General features: G+C 32.7%; 18 protein-coding genes. 11 read left to right on the top strand and 7 right to left on the bottom strand.

What is annotated here, in order from left to right:
• From AACY61_RS00625 to AACY61_RS00595, 7 genes are all read left to right on the top strand, one after another.
• A partial coding sequence (locus AACY61_RS00625; RefSeq protein ID WP_339609165.1) for a DUF4835 family protein occupies positions 1 to 201 on the top strand: 201 nt, incomplete at its 5' end.
• Positions 202 to 258: 57 nt separating this feature from the next.
• The gene (gene recN / locus AACY61_RS00620) at positions 259 to 1,911 is read left to right on the top strand and encodes a DNA repair protein RecN (protein ID WP_339609163.1); all 1,653 of its coding nucleotides are present in this window, start codon (positions 259 to 261) and stop codon (positions 1,909 to 1,911) included.
• Positions 1,912 to 1,995: 84 nt separating this feature from the next.
• A complete protein-coding gene (locus AACY61_RS00615) occupies positions 1,996 to 2,811 on the top strand; it encodes an SDR family oxidoreductase (protein WP_339609161.1) in 816 nt (271 codons plus the stop codon).
• A gap of 76 nt (positions 2,812 to 2,887) precedes the next feature.
• Entirely contained in the window at positions 2,888 to 3,889 is a 1,002-nt protein-coding gene (locus tag AACY61_RS00610) for a glycosyltransferase (RefSeq protein WP_339609159.1), read from the top strand.
• Between the two features lie 29 nt (positions 3,890 to 3,918).
• Entirely contained in the window at positions 3,919 to 4,509 is a 591-nt protein-coding gene (gene coaE, locus AACY61_RS00605; protein WP_339609157.1) for a dephospho-CoA kinase, read from the top strand.
• A gap of 69 nt (positions 4,510 to 4,578) precedes the next feature.
• On the top strand, positions 4,579 to 6,150 hold the full coding sequence (locus AACY61_RS00600) for a HAMP domain-containing sensor histidine kinase (RefSeq protein WP_339609155.1): 1,572 nt from the start codon (positions 4,579 to 4,581) through the stop codon (positions 6,148 to 6,150).
• A gap of 3 nt (positions 6,151 to 6,153) precedes the next feature.
• On the top strand, positions 6,154 to 6,870 hold the full coding sequence (locus AACY61_RS00595) for a response regulator transcription factor (RefSeq protein WP_339609153.1): 717 nt from the start codon (positions 6,154 to 6,156) through the stop codon (positions 6,868 to 6,870).
• A 32-nt stretch (positions 6,871 to 6,902) separates the two neighbouring features.
• Here the strand turns inward: AACY61_RS00595 and miaA are convergent, their stop codons facing one another.
• The 7 genes from miaA to AACY61_RS00560 all read right to left on the bottom strand — a co-directional run bounded on the left by miaA (position 6,903) and on the right by AACY61_RS00560 (position 14,317).
• The gene (gene miaA / locus AACY61_RS00590) at positions 6,903 to 7,811 is read right to left on the bottom strand and encodes a tRNA (adenosine(37)-N6)-dimethylallyltransferase MiaA (protein WP_339609151.1); all 909 of its coding nucleotides are present in this window, start codon (positions 7,809 to 7,811) and stop codon (positions 6,903 to 6,905) included.
• A 2-nt stretch (positions 7,812 to 7,813) separates the two neighbouring features.
• A complete protein-coding gene (locus AACY61_RS00585; protein WP_339609149.1) occupies positions 7,814 to 8,665 on the bottom strand; it encodes an ion transporter in 852 nt (283 codons plus the stop codon).
• A 61-nt stretch (positions 8,666 to 8,726) separates the two neighbouring features.
• The gene (locus AACY61_RS00580; RefSeq protein WP_339609147.1) at positions 8,727 to 10,091 is read right to left on the bottom strand and encodes an exonuclease domain-containing protein; all 1,365 of its coding nucleotides are present in this window, start codon (positions 10,089 to 10,091) and stop codon (positions 8,727 to 8,729) included.
• A gap of 5 nt (positions 10,092 to 10,096) precedes the next feature.
• Positions 10,097 to 10,750, bottom strand: a complete 654-nt coding sequence (locus AACY61_RS00575; protein ID WP_339609145.1) for a YggS family pyridoxal phosphate-dependent enzyme — start codon at positions 10,748 to 10,750, stop codon at positions 10,097 to 10,099.
• A gap of 24 nt (positions 10,751 to 10,774) precedes the next feature.
• Positions 10,775 to 12,013: a DUF1015 domain-containing protein gene (locus AACY61_RS00570; protein ID WP_339609143.1), complete on the bottom strand. Its 1,239-nt coding sequence runs from the start codon at positions 12,011 to 12,013 to the stop codon at positions 10,775 to 10,777.
• A gap of 13 nt (positions 12,014 to 12,026) precedes the next feature.
• Complete coding sequence (locus AACY61_RS00565; RefSeq protein ID WP_339609141.1) at positions 12,027 to 13,076, bottom strand: response regulator; 1,050 nt, start codon at positions 13,074 to 13,076, stop codon at positions 12,027 to 12,029.
• Between the two features lie 5 nt (positions 13,077 to 13,081).
• Positions 13,082 to 14,317 (bottom strand): PAS domain-containing sensor histidine kinase, encoded by a 1,236-nt coding sequence (locus AACY61_RS00560; protein ID WP_339609139.1) that lies wholly within the window; start codon positions 14,315 to 14,317, stop codon positions 13,082 to 13,084.
• Between the two features lie 153 nt (positions 14,318 to 14,470).
• Between AACY61_RS00560 and AACY61_RS00555 the strand changes: the two genes are divergently transcribed.
• The 4 genes from AACY61_RS00555 to AACY61_RS00540 form a co-directional block, all read left to right on the top strand.
• Positions 14,471 to 15,046, top strand: coding sequence for a YceI family protein (locus AACY61_RS00555; RefSeq protein WP_339609137.1), 576 nt, complete (start codon positions 14,471 to 14,473; stop codon positions 15,044 to 15,046).
• Positions 15,047 to 15,093: 47 nt separating this feature from the next.
• Positions 15,094 to 16,362, top strand: a complete 1,269-nt coding sequence (locus tag AACY61_RS00550; RefSeq protein WP_339609135.1) for a hypothetical protein — start codon at positions 15,094 to 15,096, stop codon at positions 16,360 to 16,362.
• Positions 16,363 to 16,447: 85 nt separating this feature from the next.
• On the top strand, positions 16,448 to 17,026 hold the full coding sequence (locus AACY61_RS00545) for a YceI family protein (protein WP_339609133.1): 579 nt from the start codon (positions 16,448 to 16,450) through the stop codon (positions 17,024 to 17,026).
• A 94-nt stretch (positions 17,027 to 17,120) separates the two neighbouring features.
• On the top strand, positions 17,121 to 17,473 hold a 353-nt coding region (locus AACY61_RS00540; RefSeq protein WP_339609131.1), incomplete at its 3' end, for a heavy metal translocating P-type ATPase metal-binding domain-containing protein.

Below are 17,473 nucleotides of genomic sequence, written 5' to 3'. Positions count from 1 at the left end.
GCTGAAGCAATTAATCAATTAAAGAATATTAATGACAGAAGGCCAAACTCTTTTTTATTGCGTACATTCTTTGATACTAAAGCAGAAGAAATTCAATCAATCTTTAGTGATGGTCCAAGTGTACCTATAGACGACTTGGTTCAAAACCTTACCAGAATGGCTCCTACGAAAAGAGATAACTGGTCAAAAATTAAATTTTAGTCTCTTGTTTTAAACCACAAACTCTTTTACCTTTAGTGCACAAAAAAATGCGCTGACTTGATTACCCAACTCAACATAAAAAACTATGCTTTAATAGAAGATATTAAAGTAAACTTCAATGAAGGATTGACTATAATAACAGGTGAAACCGGAGCCGGTAAATCTATTATTTTAGGAGCGCTTTCATTGTTGTTGGGGAAAAGGGCAGATCTCTCCAGTATTAAAAATACAACAAAAAAATGCATTATTGAAGCAGAGTTCAATCTGGAAAAACATGCACTTGAGCCACTTTTTGTGTCTGAAAATCTTGATTATGAAAAGAATACAATAATAAGAAGAGAAATCTTACCATCAGGCAAATCCAGGGCTTTTGTTAATGACACACCTGTAAATTTAAGTATCCTGAGTTTGTTGGGAAACCATTTAATTGATATACACAATCAGCACCAAACCTTGGAAATATCCTCTGAAAAATTTCAGATGGAAATCATTGATGTGCTTGCGAAAAACAAATCTACTCTCAATGAATATTCAAAAACACTCAAGCACTATAAAAACACTGAAAAAGAATTAAACAGTCTTTTAACCAGTAAAATTGAAGCTCAAAAGGAACTTGATTACAACCTTTTTCTGATTCGTGAACTTCAGGATGCAAGATTAAAAAAAGGTAGTCAGGAAGCCATGGAAGAAGAATTGGAAACCTTGAGCAATGTTGAAACAATCCAGGAAACCCTTTCTGAGGTTTCACAATTGATGAATGCTGAAAATGTTGGGGTTCTAACTGTTTTAAGTGAAATCAACTCCAAAATGTCAAAGATTAAAGGTTTTTCAAACACTTATCAAGCACTTTGGGAACGTTTGCAAAGTACAAAAATCGAACTTGATGATGTTTCAGATGAGGTTCAAAACGCAGGCGATTTACTTGAAGCCAATCCACAACGCTTAATGGAAGTAGAAACCTATCTGCAGTCTGTTTATAAGCTACAGTCGAAACATCAGGTAAACACCATAGAATCCTTACTCGAAATTCAGTCGCAACTAGAGCTTAAAATTGAAAAAACCAACAATTTAGACCAAAGTATAGTAACTTTTGAAAGAGAGCTAAAAAGCTGTGAAATTGAATTGAAAGACCAGGCTGAAAAACTTCATAAAAACAGGGAAAAGACCCTGCCAATTTTGATTGAAAAATTAGAAAATATATTAGCACAGCTGGGTTTACCCAATGCACGATTTAGGATTGATTTAGAAAAAACAACCTCGTTTCAAAAAAACGGAATTGACGATGTTATTTTTCAATTTACTGCAAACAAGGGAATGCCTTTTGGTGAAATGAAAAAAGTAGCTTCCGGTGGAGAGTTGAGCAGGATAATGCTTGCCATCAAATCAGTTTTAGCTCAGTATACACAGCTTCCTGCAATAATATTTGACGAGATTGATACCGGAGTATCCGGCGAAATCGCAAATAAAATAGCCGATATTTTAGCTAAAATGAGTAAAAGCATGCAGGTGATTAGTATAACACATTTGCCACAAATAGCAGCAAAGGGAGATCATCACTTCAAAGTATATAAAGAAGATGATGAAAAGCAAACACAAACAAAATTACAGCTATTAAACCCTGAAAATCGAATCTTAGAGATTGCAGAAATGCTTAGCGGAGATAAAAAATCTGAATCTGCCATTGCTCATGCACGAGAATTATTGAATTAAAATGTATATTTGAATTGCTTTTTTTAAAATTTGACGAGAAATAGCCTAATTAAATAAACAAGTATAATCTTTAACAACCATATAATGTCATACAATTTATTAAAAGGAAAAAGAGGAATCATATTTGGTGCATTGGATGAAAATTCCATAGCCTGGAAAACTGCAGAACGAGTACACGAAGAAGGCGGCACATTTGTTTTGACGAATGCTCCCATAGCATTGCGAATGGGTCAGATAAAAGAACTTGCAGAAAAAACTAACTCAGAAGTAATTCCTGCAGATGCCACCAACCTTGAAGACTTAAACTCACTTGTAGAAAAATCAATGGAAATACTTGGCGGAAAACTTGATTTTGTTTTACACTCCATCGGTATGTCAGTTAATGTTAGAAAAGGAAATCACTATACCAATCAAAACTATGATTTTACACACAAGGGTTGGGACATTTCAGCAGTATCATTCCATAAAACTATGCAAATTTTGTATCAAAAAGATGCCATGAACGAGTGGGGAAGCATTGTTGCATTAACATATATGGCAGCACAACGCGTCTTTCCGGATTACAATGACATGGCTGATAATAAAGCCTATCTTGAATCCATTGCTAGAAGTTTTGGATACTTTTTTGGAAAAGATAAAAAGGTTCGAGTCAATACTATTTCTCAATCACCAACCCCTACAACCGCTGGACAAGGTGTTAAAGGGTTTGATGGTTTTATATCATATGCTGAAAAAATGTCGCCATTGGGTAATGCTACTGCAGAAGACTGTGCAAATTACACCATTGCCATGTTTAGTGATTTAACTAAAAGAGTTACGCTTCAAAATTTATACAACGATGGCGGTTTTTCAAACATGGGCGTAAGTGATGAAGTAATTAAAGCATTTGACCAAGAATAAAAATATTTTTTAACTGTTTATCTAAAACCATCTCGAAAAATATCAGGATGGTTTTTTTGTTGATTATCTTTACAAAATGGCAATACAATTTTCATTCATTATTCCTGTTTATAACAGGCCTCAGGAAATCAAAGAGCTTTTAAATAGTTTTGTAAAGCTACAATTTGATAAGCCATATGAAATTATTATCATAGAAGATGGGTCTAGTGAAAAATCTGATAAAATCATTCAGGAATTTACAGATCGGTTAAAAATTCACTACTTTTTTAAATCCAATTCAGGGCCGGGTGACTCCAGGAATTATGGAATGCAAAAGGCAAATGGAAATTACTTTATCATTTTAGATTCAGATTGTTTATTGCCTTCGCATTATTTAAGTGAAGTGGAACAATCTTTAAATAAAAACTATCTGGATTGTTTTGGCGGGCCGGATGCCGCTCACGATAGCTTTACTCCCTTGCAAAAAGCCATAAATTATGTGATGACTTCATTTTTAACTACAGGTGGGATTAGAGGTAAAAGAAAATCAGTTCAACAGTTTGAACCCAGAAGTTTCAATATGGGAATTTCAAAAAAGGCTTTTGAATCAACCGGAGGTTTTGGGAAAATTCATCCAGGAGAGGATCCTGATTTATCGCAACGGCTTTTAAAATCAGGATTTAAAACTGGATTTATAGAAAATGCATATGTTTATCACAAAAGACGCATTTCATGGTCTACATTTTATAAGCAAGTTAGAAAATTTGGTTTAGTAAGACCTATTTTGACAAAATGGCATCCAACATCAGCACGAATAAGCTTCTGGTTTCCTTTTCTATTTGTACTGTTTACGTTTGCAGCAATTTTGCTGTTATTTTTAGAAGTCTATTTTTTTATAGGTTTACTAATTTTATATTTAACGATGGTTATGGTAGACTCTTCTGTAAAGAACAAGAGTGTTTACATAGGGTTTATCTCAGTTTTAGCAGTTTTTATTCAGTTTTTTGGATATGGATTGGCGTTTGTAAAGTCAACATTTTTTATTAGAGTACTCAATCAAAAACCTGAAAAATGTTACCCCAAATTGTTTTTTAAGTAACTTAGAGATTTAAAATACCCTATTTTAAAATGATGAAAGTAATTGGACTTACCGGAGGAATTGGCAGTGGAAAAAGTACTGTGGCAAATATGTTTAAAGAATTGGGTGTGCCTGTATACATTGCTGATGATGAAGCAAAAAAAATTATGCTCACAAACAAAGTAAAAAATAAAATTATTTCTCTTCTGGGTGAAAACTCATATTTAGACAACAGAATAAACAAAACTTTCATTGCGTCTAAAGTTTTTAATAACAAAGAATTACTTGAAAAATTAAATAAAATTGTTCATCCTGCAGTAGCTTTAGATTTTTTAGAATGGAGTAAGAAACAAAAAGGACCGTATGTTATAAAAGAAGCAGCTGTTTTATTTGAGAACGAAGGATATAAAAAATGTGATTTAACAATTTTAGTCGTTGCTGATGAAAAGACTAGAATTCAACGGGTTTTAAAGCGCGATTCTACTACTGAAAGTAAAATTAAGGAAAGAATCGAAAACCAATGGCCCGATTCTAAAAAACTAAAGCTTGCTGATTTTATTATTAAAAATAATGAAGGTCTACCCAATTTGAAAAGTCAAGTATATAAAATTCATGAAAAATTAATTAACTTATCAAGTTAATGGCATTAGTTTTGTTAACATTTGGTTAAACCATTAAATGACTAAATGTTAAAATCTTACTTTTGAACTATGAGCAAAAAACTGTTTATTATACTCATAGTTTTTATGAGTCTTTGTTTGTTAGGAATCATTTTTGTTCAAGTTTATTGGATTAAAAACTCTTTTCAAAATAAAGAAGATCAGTTTCATTACAATGTAAGGCAATCTTTAATTGCAATATCCAAAGATCTTCAGTCCAAAGAGTTGGAATATTATTACAGGCTTTATGCTGAAGTAGCTGATAGTATTGGTCAACCAGACAGGTCAACTTTTAGGGAAATTGTTTATACCAATACTGATAATGTTACAAATGAAACCTTTATTTACTCAAGTGGTTTATTAGAGGAAGACTTTAAACTATCTTCAAATATTTTAGATGTAAATGTAGATAGCATAAACTTTAGAAAATTTACCAATCGAAAGTTTACCGCAAAATTGCGACCGGGACTGGATGGCACCTCAATGAATACTGAAGCTAGTGAGCTGACTATTAAAACCCTTGAAGAGCCTTCACAGTTTCAATTAAGAGAAACTTTTAAGGACATTGCAAAACAAATACCCATTCACAAACGGGTTGACATAGAAGAATTAAACAGTTTAATCAAGCATCAACTGGAAACCAGAGATTTGAATTTGGACTATGAGTTTGCGATTTTCAGTAGAGGGCTATCAACTAAAGTGGCATCAGAGGATTTTGTTTTTGATCCAAATTCACCTGATACTTACAGCGTACCTTTATTTATTGATGAAAACAGAAGTTATAAATATGAATTGTTAATTTCATTTGATAAAAAACAAAAATATGTTTTTTCGTCGGTGGTAGGAATGGGAATTTTGACTCTGTTTTTAACAGCAATTATCATTTTAGCATATTACAGTGCGATACAACAATTAATAAGGCAACGTCAAATTTCTGAAATCAAAACAGATTTTATCAATAATATGACTCATGAGTTCAAAACACCAATTGCTACAATTAACCTAGCGTTAGATGCGATGAAGAACCCTATGATTTATGATAATAAAGAGACCATGCAGCGATATCTCAAAATGATTAGGGATGAAAATAAACGAATGCACGCTCAGGTTGAAAATGTTTTAAGAATATCAAAACTTGAAAAACGTGATTTAAACATTAAAAAAGAACGCTTAAAATTACACGACTTAATAGAAGACGCCATCACTCACGTAGAGTTAATTGTAGAAGACAGAGGTGGGTATATCAAAACTCATTTTGATGCACAAAAGTCATCTATTTTGGCAAATGAATCACATTTTACAAATGTATTGGTTAATATTTTAGACAATGCAATAAAATATTCACCAGAAGCTCCTAAAATTGATATCTTTACAGAAAATGTTAAAAATAATGTTGTCGTAAAGATACAAGACCAGGGAAGCGGAATGAGTAAAGCAGCTCTAAAAAGAGTTTTTGAAAAATTTTACAGAGAACACACAGGAAATATACATAATGTAAAAGGACACGGACTCGGACTTTCTTACGTAAAACGCATGATAGATGACCATCAAGGTCAAATATTTGTGGAAAGCGAGAAAGGAAAAGGAAGTACCTTTATAATTAAACTTCAATTAATATCTTAAGCCATGGAAACTGAAAATAAAAAAATCCTTTTAGTAGAAGATGATCCAAACTTTGGAACCGTCTTAAAAGATTATTTAACAATGAATAACTACAATGTCACCCACGCCAAAAATGGTATGGAAGGCTTTGAGAAATTCAAAAAAGATGATTTTGATCTTTGTATTCTTGATGTTATGATGCCCTATAAAGACGGATTTACATTAGCAAAAGAAATCAGAGAAAAGAATGAAGACATTCCAATTATTTTCTTAACAGCCAAAGCAATGAAAGAAGATGTGCTTAAAGGCTATAAAGTAGGGGCAGATGACTACCTCAATAAGCCTTTTGACTCTGAAGTACTTTTGATGAAAATTAAAGCCATCATTCAACGCAAAGCAACAGATTCACTGGCTGACAGTAAGCAATTTGAATTTCAAATTGGCAATTTTCATTTAAATTCAAAACTTAGATTTTTAACTTATAAAGATCAAAAACCGGACAAACTTTCGCCTAAAGAAAATGAATTACTTCGCTTACTTGCATTACATAAAAATGATTTAATGCCACGTGAATTGGCTCTCACTAAAATTTGGAGAGATGACAATTATTTCACATCCCGAAGTATGGATGTTTATATTGCAAAGCTCAGAAAATACCTAAGTAAAGATGATGGTGTTGAAATTTTAAACATTCATGGTGAAGGTTTCCGATTGGTTGTAAAAAGTGAAGTAGATAATTAATTGAAGTATACTGCTCAAAACGTCCTCACTACTTAGGACGTTTTGAGTTTTATATAATCAATAATTTTGTTTAAGTCTTCATCGTGTTCAAACCACTCGATGTTTTTATCTTTCCTAAGCCAGGTCATTTGCCTTTTAGCATACCGGCGTGTGTTTTTTTTGATTTCTTCGACAGCTTGATTTAAATTAGATTCTTTGTCCAAATAGGCAAATAGTTCCTTATAGCCCACTGTTTGTAATGCATTCAAATATTTTTTTTCATAAAGTTTTTTTGCTTCTTCAAGCAGGCCTTTTTCCATCATTTGGTCAACACGTTTGTTGATTCGATGATAGAGAAATTCTCTTTCTGCATTTAAACCTATTTTTATAACATTAAAATTCCTCTCATTTACTTTTTTTCCTAAAAAGTACGAGTATGGTTTTCCGGTTCCTATGCAAACTTCCAAAGCCCTTATAAGGCGGTGTGCATTATTGAGATCTACTTTTTTATAATATTCAGAATCAAGAATTTTTAATTTTTCTTGTAAACTATAAATGCCTTTTTCAAGAAATGCTTTTTGTAGTTCTTTCCTTATTTCAGGACTGACTTCTGGAAAATAATCAAGACCTTTTTCCACGGCATCAATATATAAACCTGATCCGCCAACAAGAAAGAGTAGGTCAAGTTGTTTGAACTTTTGATCAATTAATTGTAAAGCTTCAGTTTCATATTCTCCTACGTTATAGTTTTCATTAACAGAAAGGTGTTGAATAAAGTGATGTGGAACTTCTTCTAACTCCTGGAGGCTTGGTACAGCAGTTCCCAAATTCATTTCTTTATAAAATTGCCTTGAATCAGCCGATATTATTTCTGAGGAAAAATGTTTAGCCAATGCAATTGAAGTTTTTGTTTTTCCAATGGCCGTTGGACCAACAATTAGTATAAGGTATTTTTGATTCACAATTAAATTTTAATTTTTTCACCACAGTTGAAGCAAAATTGGGCATCAGGCTTATGTCCTGATTCATCACAAACAGGACATACTGTTTTTGACTTCGTAGATTTATCTTCCTTGTTTGCTGATTTTTGTTTTGCAAATTCTGCAGAGACAATACCGGTGGGTACAGCAATAATTCCATAACCGGTAATCATCACAAACATAGCCAAGAATTGGCCAAATGGTGTGATAGGGTAAATGTCTCCAAAACCCACTGTGGTTAAAGTAACAACTGTCCAATAGATACCTCTAGGGATGCTAGTGAATCCTGCTTCAGGGCCTTCAATTAAAAACATTAAAGTACCCACAACCATTGCAATTATTAAAACTGTAAAAAGAAAAACAATAATTTTTGGACGACTTGCTTTCAATGCAGACTTTAAATTAGTGGCTTCACCTACAAAATTGGCAAGTTTTAATACCCTGAATAACCTTAGCAATCTCAACGCCCTTACACTAGTTAGTAAATTACTTCCGGTTATGAAGAAAGAAAGATACATGGGTAAAATTGCCAATAAATCAATGATTCCATAAAAGCTAAAAATGTATTTCCAAGGTTTTTTGGTAGAAAAAATTCGAAGGATATATTCTATTGAAAACAATATAGTGAAAAACCATTCTGCAGATAAAAGAATAGAGTGATAATTATCATCAATTTCTTTAACTGATTCCAACATTACTGCTAGAACGCTTAATAAGATAAAAATAAGAAGAAAAATGTCAAATAATTTTCCGGCTTTTGTATTGGTGCCGTAAATGACAATATAAAGTTGTTGTCTTATTCTATCAATTTTTGTTTTTGGTTCTTCTATTAACATAAAAAGGGAATCTCAAATAAAATATCAAATGTAACAAACATATTTGATATTAACTTTTTATTCATTTTAGCGGAATGATTTTTAATACTTTATGTTTTCTTAAATAACTTTGAATGATGTGTTGGGCATCCTTATTGTTAGTCATAGGGGTAATAAGTGAACGCAGTATGTCAGTATTTGTAATTTGGTAATTGAGACTATAAAAGGAAATGCCTTTAAAAATACCATTTTCAACATAAACTACACTTCGTTCATCAATATCTCTTCCTTGGTCAACAACAAGAAAGCTATTGTTTTCAAAGGTATGGTTTTTTATAAAATCTTCAATTCGTTTGTTGTAATCTTCGGGACTTTCAAGACCTATACATGCACCGGAACATTCTCTTATGGAATAAGAAAAACAGGCACTTTTGGTTTGGTATAATCCTGTGAGTTTTTGACAAAGGCCATAAGTTTCTGTAAATTTAAAAAGGCTACTTTTTGCTTGTTGATAATTTGTGAAAGTGGTTATGGGTTTTTTTCTGGCGTCTGCTTTTTCAATTTTCAAGTTGATGTAGCCATTTTCATCTATATAACTATTCAATTGGTTTTGATAGATTGTTTTTCTAAGTGCTCGGTTGTAAACCGGTTTGTTAATTTTAATTTCTTCACTTTCTTTAAGTTGAGCAATTAAATCACTACCTGTTTTTTCATAGGAAACTGAGTAGACTTCGTCCTGTATTTTTTTTGATTTTCTGTTGTCAGAAGTGAAATGTTGAATGATGCGCTTTTTGATATTTTTGCTTTTACCAATGTAAATGATTGTTCCATCTTCACGGTGCATATAATAAACTCCTGTTTCACTTGGGATTTTTTCAATAATCTCTAAAAGCTTTGAATCAAGTTGTCTCTTTGGCTCTAGCCTTATGCTTTTGCTTACGATTTCTTTTTTTGAATCTTTTGAAAGTAACAATTTGAATAAGGTGACTGTTGCCTTCGCATCACCCGAAGCCCTGTGACGATCGCTCATTGGAATACCCAGCTCTCTTACAAGCTTTCCAAGGCTGTATGATTTTACATCGGGAAGCAATTTTTTGGATAGCTCAACTGTGCAAAGTGTTTCTCTGTTAAATTCATACCCTAACCTGTTAAATTCAGTTTGTAAAATTCTATAATCAAATTTTGCATTGTGGGCAACAATGATGGTTTCTTCTGTAATCTCAACAATGCGTTTGGCAACTTCATAAAACTTAGGTGCTTGTCTGAGCATTTCGTTGTTAATCCCTGTAAGGTTGACTACAAAAGGTTGGATGGGGATTTCAGGATTAACAAGACTTATAAATTGATCAATAATTTTATGGCCATCAAATTTGTAGATGGCAATTTCAGTTATGCCTTCTTCATTGTATTTTCCACCAGTGGTTTCTATGTCAAGTATTGTGTACAAATTAATTAATCGTAATTGCGTTCTCCAAAAATTGCACTTCCAATGCGCACCATTGTGCTTCCATTTAGGAGAGCGACACTATAATCACTACTCATACCCATAGAAAGTACTTTAAAACCGTATTTGTTTTTTAATTGGTCGTAAAAAGTTTTGAGAAAATTAAACTCCTTGTTGATTTGCTCTTTATTTTCTGTAAAAGTTGCCATACCCATTAAACCAATGACTCTTACATTGTCCAAATTTTTGAAAGCGTTGTCTTCTAATAGTTGAGTTAATTCTTCAGGGTCCAATCCAAATTTGGTTTCTTCTTTTGCAATATAAACTTGCAATAGGCAATTGATTGTTCTATTATTCTTTTTAGCTTGCTTGTTTATTTCTTTTAGGAGTTTTAAACTATCCACTCCGTGTATTAGATGAACATAAGGTGCCATATACTTGACTTTGTTTCTTTGTACATGGCCTATCATGTGCCAATGGATGTCTTTGGGCAATTGTTCCCATTTATCAGTCATTTCCTGAATTTTATTTTCGCCAAAATCCCTGTGGCCGGCATTATATGCTTTTAATATTTCTTCTACCGGTTTTGTTTTTGAAACAGCCACTAATTTTACATTTTCCGGCAATGACGATTTTATATTTTTTAAATGGTCTTCAATCATATATCGTAATAAATGTTTAAGTTTTTAAAATTCATAGATGGTAATGCCGCTTCTTAGTTTAGGTTCTATGTAAGTGCTTTTTGGGGGCATTTTTAATCCTTGATCAGCTATTTGCTTAAGCTGATCTATTGTTGCAGGTTTGAGTCCAAAACCTACGCTGAATTCTCCACTGTCAACTTTTGTTTTTACATAGGCCATATCATTTCTTCCGTGGGCGTATTCAATTCTATCATCGTTGCGGAGATCTTTAATTCCTAAAACAGGATCTAAAATTGTTTTGTAAAGTATCTGCGCATCCAGGTCATCCAATGCGTTTTCAAAATTATAATTTGTTTTTCTTAACTGAAGAGAATAAAACTCTCCATCCAGATACATACTAAAATGATGTGGCTGAAGAGGTTTGTAATAAACCAATCCTCGGTTTTCAATTAGGAATAGTTCATCTAAAGCGATGAGAAATTCTTCTTTTGAGAGACTGTTTAAATCTTTTATGAGCCTGTTAAATTCATAAATTGTAAGGTGAGATTCAGGAATCAAGTAACTCATAAAATAGTTATAAGTTTCAGTACCCGTATGTTTTGGATTTTTTGATTTTAAATCCTGCTGAAGCAGAAGGGAAGATGCTGAGCGGTGATGACCGTCTGCTATGTAGAGGCTGTTACAATTATCAAATGCCATTTGAATTTTTTCAAGGGTTTTGGAGTCGTCAATCTTCCAAAGATAGTGTGTGTCTTTATAAGTTGTGGTGAACTCATACTCAGCTCTTTGCGAAGTGTTTTTTTTTATGATTTGAGTTAGTTGTTTGTTGTCTGGGTAGGTAATTAAAACCGGTTCGGCATTAAACCCCACGGTTTTGAGATATTCTTTAAAAATTGTTTCACGTTCTTCTATCGTGTCTTCATGTTTTTTTATAATATTTTTTTCATACTCTTCTGTACTTGCAGCAGCAATGATTCCTTCATAGGTTTGATGGTTTCTGTCAATTATTTTATAGATATAGTAGCAAGGTGATTGGTCTTGGACAAAGATACCTTCTTCTTTAAATTCCTGATATCGATTTTTTACCAATTGATAACGCTCAACTCCTGATATTTCCTTGTGATATTTATAACCTGGATTTACAATGTGTAAAAAAGAGTAGGGGTTGTTGTTAAGTCTCGCTTCCCTTTCTGCAATAGTATAGGATTGATAAGCACGAGAAGCAATCAGCCCAACTTTATCTCTTGTGGGCCTTACTGCTTTAAATGGAATTACTTTAGTCATAAATTTGAAGGTTTTAATCAATATCTTTAAGTAAATCCATATCGAGTATTTTTATATTTCTACCTTCAATCTCAATAATTCCTTCCTTATTAAAACTTGATAATGTTCTGATTAAACTTTCGGTTGCAATTCCTGCAACACTTGCAAGGTCACTTCGTGATATTTTTATATTTTCATTCTTTTTTTTATTCATTTTTTCGGCAAACTGCAGAATGGTTGTTGCTGTTTTTTTTCTGACAGATCCATAGGCCATTTGTAGTAATTGATCTTTTATTTCAGCCAGATTATCTGAAAGTAAATTGATGAGGTCAAAGTTAACTTTATGGTTATTGTTTAGCACTTCTTTTAATTCTTCCTTGGCTACTGCTACTAGTTCACAGTTATCCATTGCTGTAGCAGATTCCTGGTATGGGATATTTTGCAATAAAGAAGCATACCCAAATAAATCATCTTCTTTGTAAAGTGCTGTTGTTAATTCTTTACCCGATTCATCAATTTTATGGCACTTAACAATTCCTTTGTTTATTAAATATATATAATTGGAGTTATACCCTTGTTCAAAGATTAATTCGCCTTTTTTAAAATTTAATTCTTTTCCGTTATCGTCAAGGTAGTTTTTTAAGTCGTTTAATGAGCGTAAATCACTGTCATTGTCTATTGCCTTTTTAGTGCGCTCGCGCTCTTCTTTAAGAATTGCAGTTTTGGCGAGTCTGCTTTCCAAAGCACTTATTAGGTCATTTTCTTCAAAGGGTTTAGTTAAATAATCATCGGCTCCCAAATCCATTCCTTTTCTAATATCCTTGTGTTCGGTTTTTGCCGAAAGAAAAATAAAAGGAATATATTTTGTAGAATCATCTGAGGCCAATTCCTTTAAAACTCCATAACCATCCAGTTCAGGCATCATAATATCGCATATAATAATATTGGGAAGGTTTTCTTTTGCCTTAGAAACACCAATTTTTCCGTTGGGCGCTGTAATAACATCATAGCCTGAAAGCTCAATGATTTCAGCGGTGTTTTCCCTAACTGCTGTATCGTCTTCTATTAAAAGTACTTTGTGCATTTATTTTAATTTTTAGATTGATGTGTCAAAGGGACAGACATTGTAAAGGTTGTGCCTTTATTTTCTTCACTTACAAAGCTAATTTTTCCTCCTAAATTTTTCAAATGTCCTTTTACTATGTTAAGCCCAATTCCAGTTCCCTGGTCGTTAGTTGCATTTTCAGCTCTAAAATAACGACTGAAAATATGCTTTTGGGCAACTTCAGGAATTCCCATTCCTTCATCGGTGATTTGAATGGTTAGCATTTTTTGATTTATTTCTACCTGAATTTCAATTAAAGAATCTTCAGGTGAATATTTAATGGCATTGTGAATTAAATTAGAAAGGCAAAGCTCCATGATTTTTTCATCCTGCGTTAAAATGTATTCGTCAACTTCTGGTGGAAATGTAATTTTTTGGCCACTTTTTAAAAGCATATTGGCATTATAAACAACCTCATTTATTACTTTACTTAATTTAAAAGTAGTTGGTTTATAGTTTATTTTACCTGTATCAAGTCGCTCAATTGAAAGAAAATCATTGAGGATGTTATTCAAGTAGTGAACTTTTTCTGTAATAGTTCTAAGATGTTTATCCCTTTTATCTTGTTGTTCAGTGAGTTTGTATTTTCCTAGTAAAATAGTAGAAGTTAAAATACCGCTGAGTGGTGTTTTAAATTCGTGAGACACCATTGAAAGAAACTTCGTTTTTAATTCATTGAGTTCTTTTTCTTTTTTAAGTGCATTTTTTATTCGTTTTTCAGCTGCAATTCTTTTTTCAATTTCTTTTTGAAGTTCATCTACTGTATGTTTGAGTTCTTTGGTTCGTTTTTGAATTTTTTCTTCAAGCTCTGTGTTGAGTTGAATTATTTTTTCCTCTTGTTGTTTTCTTATACTAATATCGATCACCAGTGCCATTACATACTTTTTACTTTCCCAAGTAAAAGGATTTAATCCAGCTTCAACGGGTATATTTATTCCTGATTTGTGTATACCAAAAAGGTTTCGGCCATGACCCATTTGTCTTTTGTCGCTTTGTTCAACAAAATCTGTGACATATTTTTTGTGGTCTGCATGAATATTTTTTGGAATTAAAATATTGAGATGTTTGCCTAAAAGTTCATCTGGAGTGTACCCAAACATTTCAAGAAGCGAATTGTTTACAGAAACAATATTTTGGGCATCATCAACAATTACCACACCTTCTGATATAGCATCTGACAGTAAGTTTAGTAAACTATTACTTTGTTCAAATATTTTCATCCCTCAAAGTTAATGAATCTCTTTATCAGGTAAAAGTTTTTTACTTACTGAGTGCTGTTTTTTAAAAAGTGATAATTATCATAGTTTAATCAATGCTTGTGTTGGAAATTTGTACCATCAAATAGAAATAAAAACAATTAAATACTTATAACAATGAAAACTTTAAAAAGCATAGCAATTATTTTCCTTACAGTTTTTGTAACACAGCAAATAAATGCTCAAGTAGCAAAAGTAAATTCAGCAAATAGTATTATGACTGTATTTGGAACATCAAATATTCACGATTGGGATATGAAAGCTGAAAAAATGTCTGGAGATGCAAGTTTTAAAATTGAAAATGGAAAACTCGCAGCGATTGATAAACTTACCTACGCTGTTGAAGTTGAAAGTCTAAAAAGTGGTAAAAGTGGAATGGATAAAAATGCTTACAACGCTTTAGACACTAAAAAACATAAAACAATCAACTACAATTTGACAAAAGTTACTAAAATTTCCGATACTGGTTCAAACAGTTACTCAATAGAAACTATAGGAAACCTTACAATAGCTGGTCAAACAAAACAAGTTCCTATTACATTTAATGTACAACTAAACGGTAGTAAATTAACTTTTAGTGGTAAAGTAAAAATTAATATGACACATTATAATGTTGAACCACCAAAAGCCCTAATGGGAACAGTAAAAACCGGTGAAGATCTCACCCTCGACTTCAAAGTATTATACAATTAACGATAAAACAAACTGAATAGAAACAACAAATTTTAAAACCCAAAATTATGAAAACAATAAAAAAACTAACCCTGGTACTTGTTGCAACCCTAATGGCCGCAACGACATTTGCTCAAGATAAACGTAACCTTGACAACTACAGAAGCCCTGACAAAAATGGAATTAACGTTTTTGAAGCTCCAAAAGACACTGTCTCAACATTTGATGGTATAAAAGTTAGAGTAGGTGGTGCATCTGCACTACAATTTCAAGCGATAAATCACGAAAATAGCGGTGATGTGGAATTAATTGAAATTGGTGATAATTTCAACTTGGCAACAGCAAACCTTGACCTTGACGTAGCATTAGCAGATGGTCTTAGAATGCACTTGAGAACCTATCTTTCTTCTCGTCACCACCCTGAGCCTTATGTAAAAGGTGGGTATATGCAAATTGACAACTTCAATTTTTTAAGTGAAGGATTCCTTGCAGAGACTATGAAATATGTGACCATTAAATTTGGACATATGGAAAATAACTATGGTGATGCTCACTTTAGAAGAAGTGATAACGCTCAGGCTTTCTTTAACCCTTTTGTTGGTAACTATATTATGGATTCCTTTACAACTGAAGTAGGTGGAGAAATTTACTTCCAAAAAAATGGATTCTTAGGGATGGTAGGGGTCTCAAATGGTAAATTGAACCAGGCAGTAAATAGACCAAAAACAACTAGTCCATCATTATTGATGAAATTAGGGTATGACAAGCAAATGAACGATGATTTGAGAGTTCGTCTTACAGGATCTTTATACCACACAGCACACTCAGCAAGAGTATGGCTGTATGCAGGAGACCGTGCAGGGTCAAGATATTATCTAGTAATGGAAGAACCTGATGCAAGTTCAGCAGGAAACTTTACCTCAGGGCGTTTTAATCCTTCTTTAAACAACCAAATTACAGCTGTTATGATCAACCCCTTCATAAAATATAAAGGATTTGAATTCTTTGGAATGTATGAAAGATCAGAAGGAAAAGCAGCTTCAGAAGAAGATACTAGAGTTTTTACCCAACTTGGAGCTGAAGCACTATACAGATTTGGAAGTACTGAAAATTTCTATATCGGAGGTCGTTTTAACCAAGTAAGTGGAGAGCTGTTAGGTTCAGGTAATGATATCGATATCACTCGTGTGAACTTTGGTGGCGGATGGTTTATGACTAAGAATGTATTAGCCAAAATAGAATATGTAAACCAGACATATGACGGGTTTGCAACCGGAGACAGATTTGACGAAGGTAAGTTCAACGGACTTATGGTAGAAGCAGTAATTAGTTTCTAAGTTTGTTTTAGTTCAATGAAGAGGAGAGAGGTGTTAATATCTCTCTCCTTTTTTTTAATTATATTAGACCTAAAAGTTATCAAAAATGAAAACCCGTTTTTACTTTTTTCTAGCGTTGCTTTCATTTTCTTTTATCAACAATGAATCAACTCACCAAGTTAGAGTACATTTGACAGCAGAGAGCTTTTTGTATATCAAAGGAACTTCAAATATAAACACTTTTACCTGTGTGTATGATGCAAAAACGCTATCGAGAAAAATACCGGTAACTTATACTAAATCCTCTGGCAGCTACTATTTTGAAAATGTTAGCTTGCAATTAAAAAATGATGGCTTTAATTGTGGAAATAAAATGATTAATAAAGACTTCCACGACTTGCTTCAAACCGAAACCTTTCCGAGCATTCAATTCCAATTGAATGAGTTAATAATGAAACAAAATCAATTAGAAGCAAAGGTTACTCTTCAAATCGCAGGGATAAAAAAGCAGTATTCTGTACCTGTAAAAACACACGGCGAGCTAGCACCGATAGAAGGGTTACTCTGTTTAAATATTACAGATTTTGGACTGACGCCTCCCAAAAAAATGATGGGAATGATTGTCGTAAAAGAAGATATTGAAATTGTCTTTGGCTTTGACTTACAAATTCTTGACAATCACTAATGATTCAATAATTTTAAAAATTGACTATTCTCATAATAATCCAATTTGTATTTTTAGATTTTCTCAAAAGGAATAAACAACTAAGCATCTATTGATGTCAACACAAAAAAACTCTAATTCCTGTTACCATTGTGGAGATATATGTACTCCCGGAAAAATTGTTTCAGACAATAAAAACTTTTGTTGCAACGGATGTAAAACAGTTTATGAACTTTTCACTGAAAATGATCTTGGGTGCTATTATGACCTGCAATCTTCTCCTGGAGCTATTCCAAAAGAACTTGAAGGTAAATATGATTATTTAGACAATTCTGAGATTGCTAATAAACTCCTTGAATTCAATGATGGAAATTTAAAAATCACAACACTTTATATTCCTCATATACATTGTAGTTCGTGTATCTGGATTCTTGAGAATCTTCAAAAACTTAACCCGGGCATCAGCAC

Source organism: uncultured Planktosalinus sp., from assembly GCF_963973675.1.
In the GTDB taxonomy this organism is placed as follows: Bacteria; Bacteroidota; Bacteroidia; order Flavobacteriales; family Flavobacteriaceae; genus Planktosalinus.
Note: the sequence above shows the minus strand (reverse complement) of the source record. Positions and strands in the feature narration are given on the sequence as shown.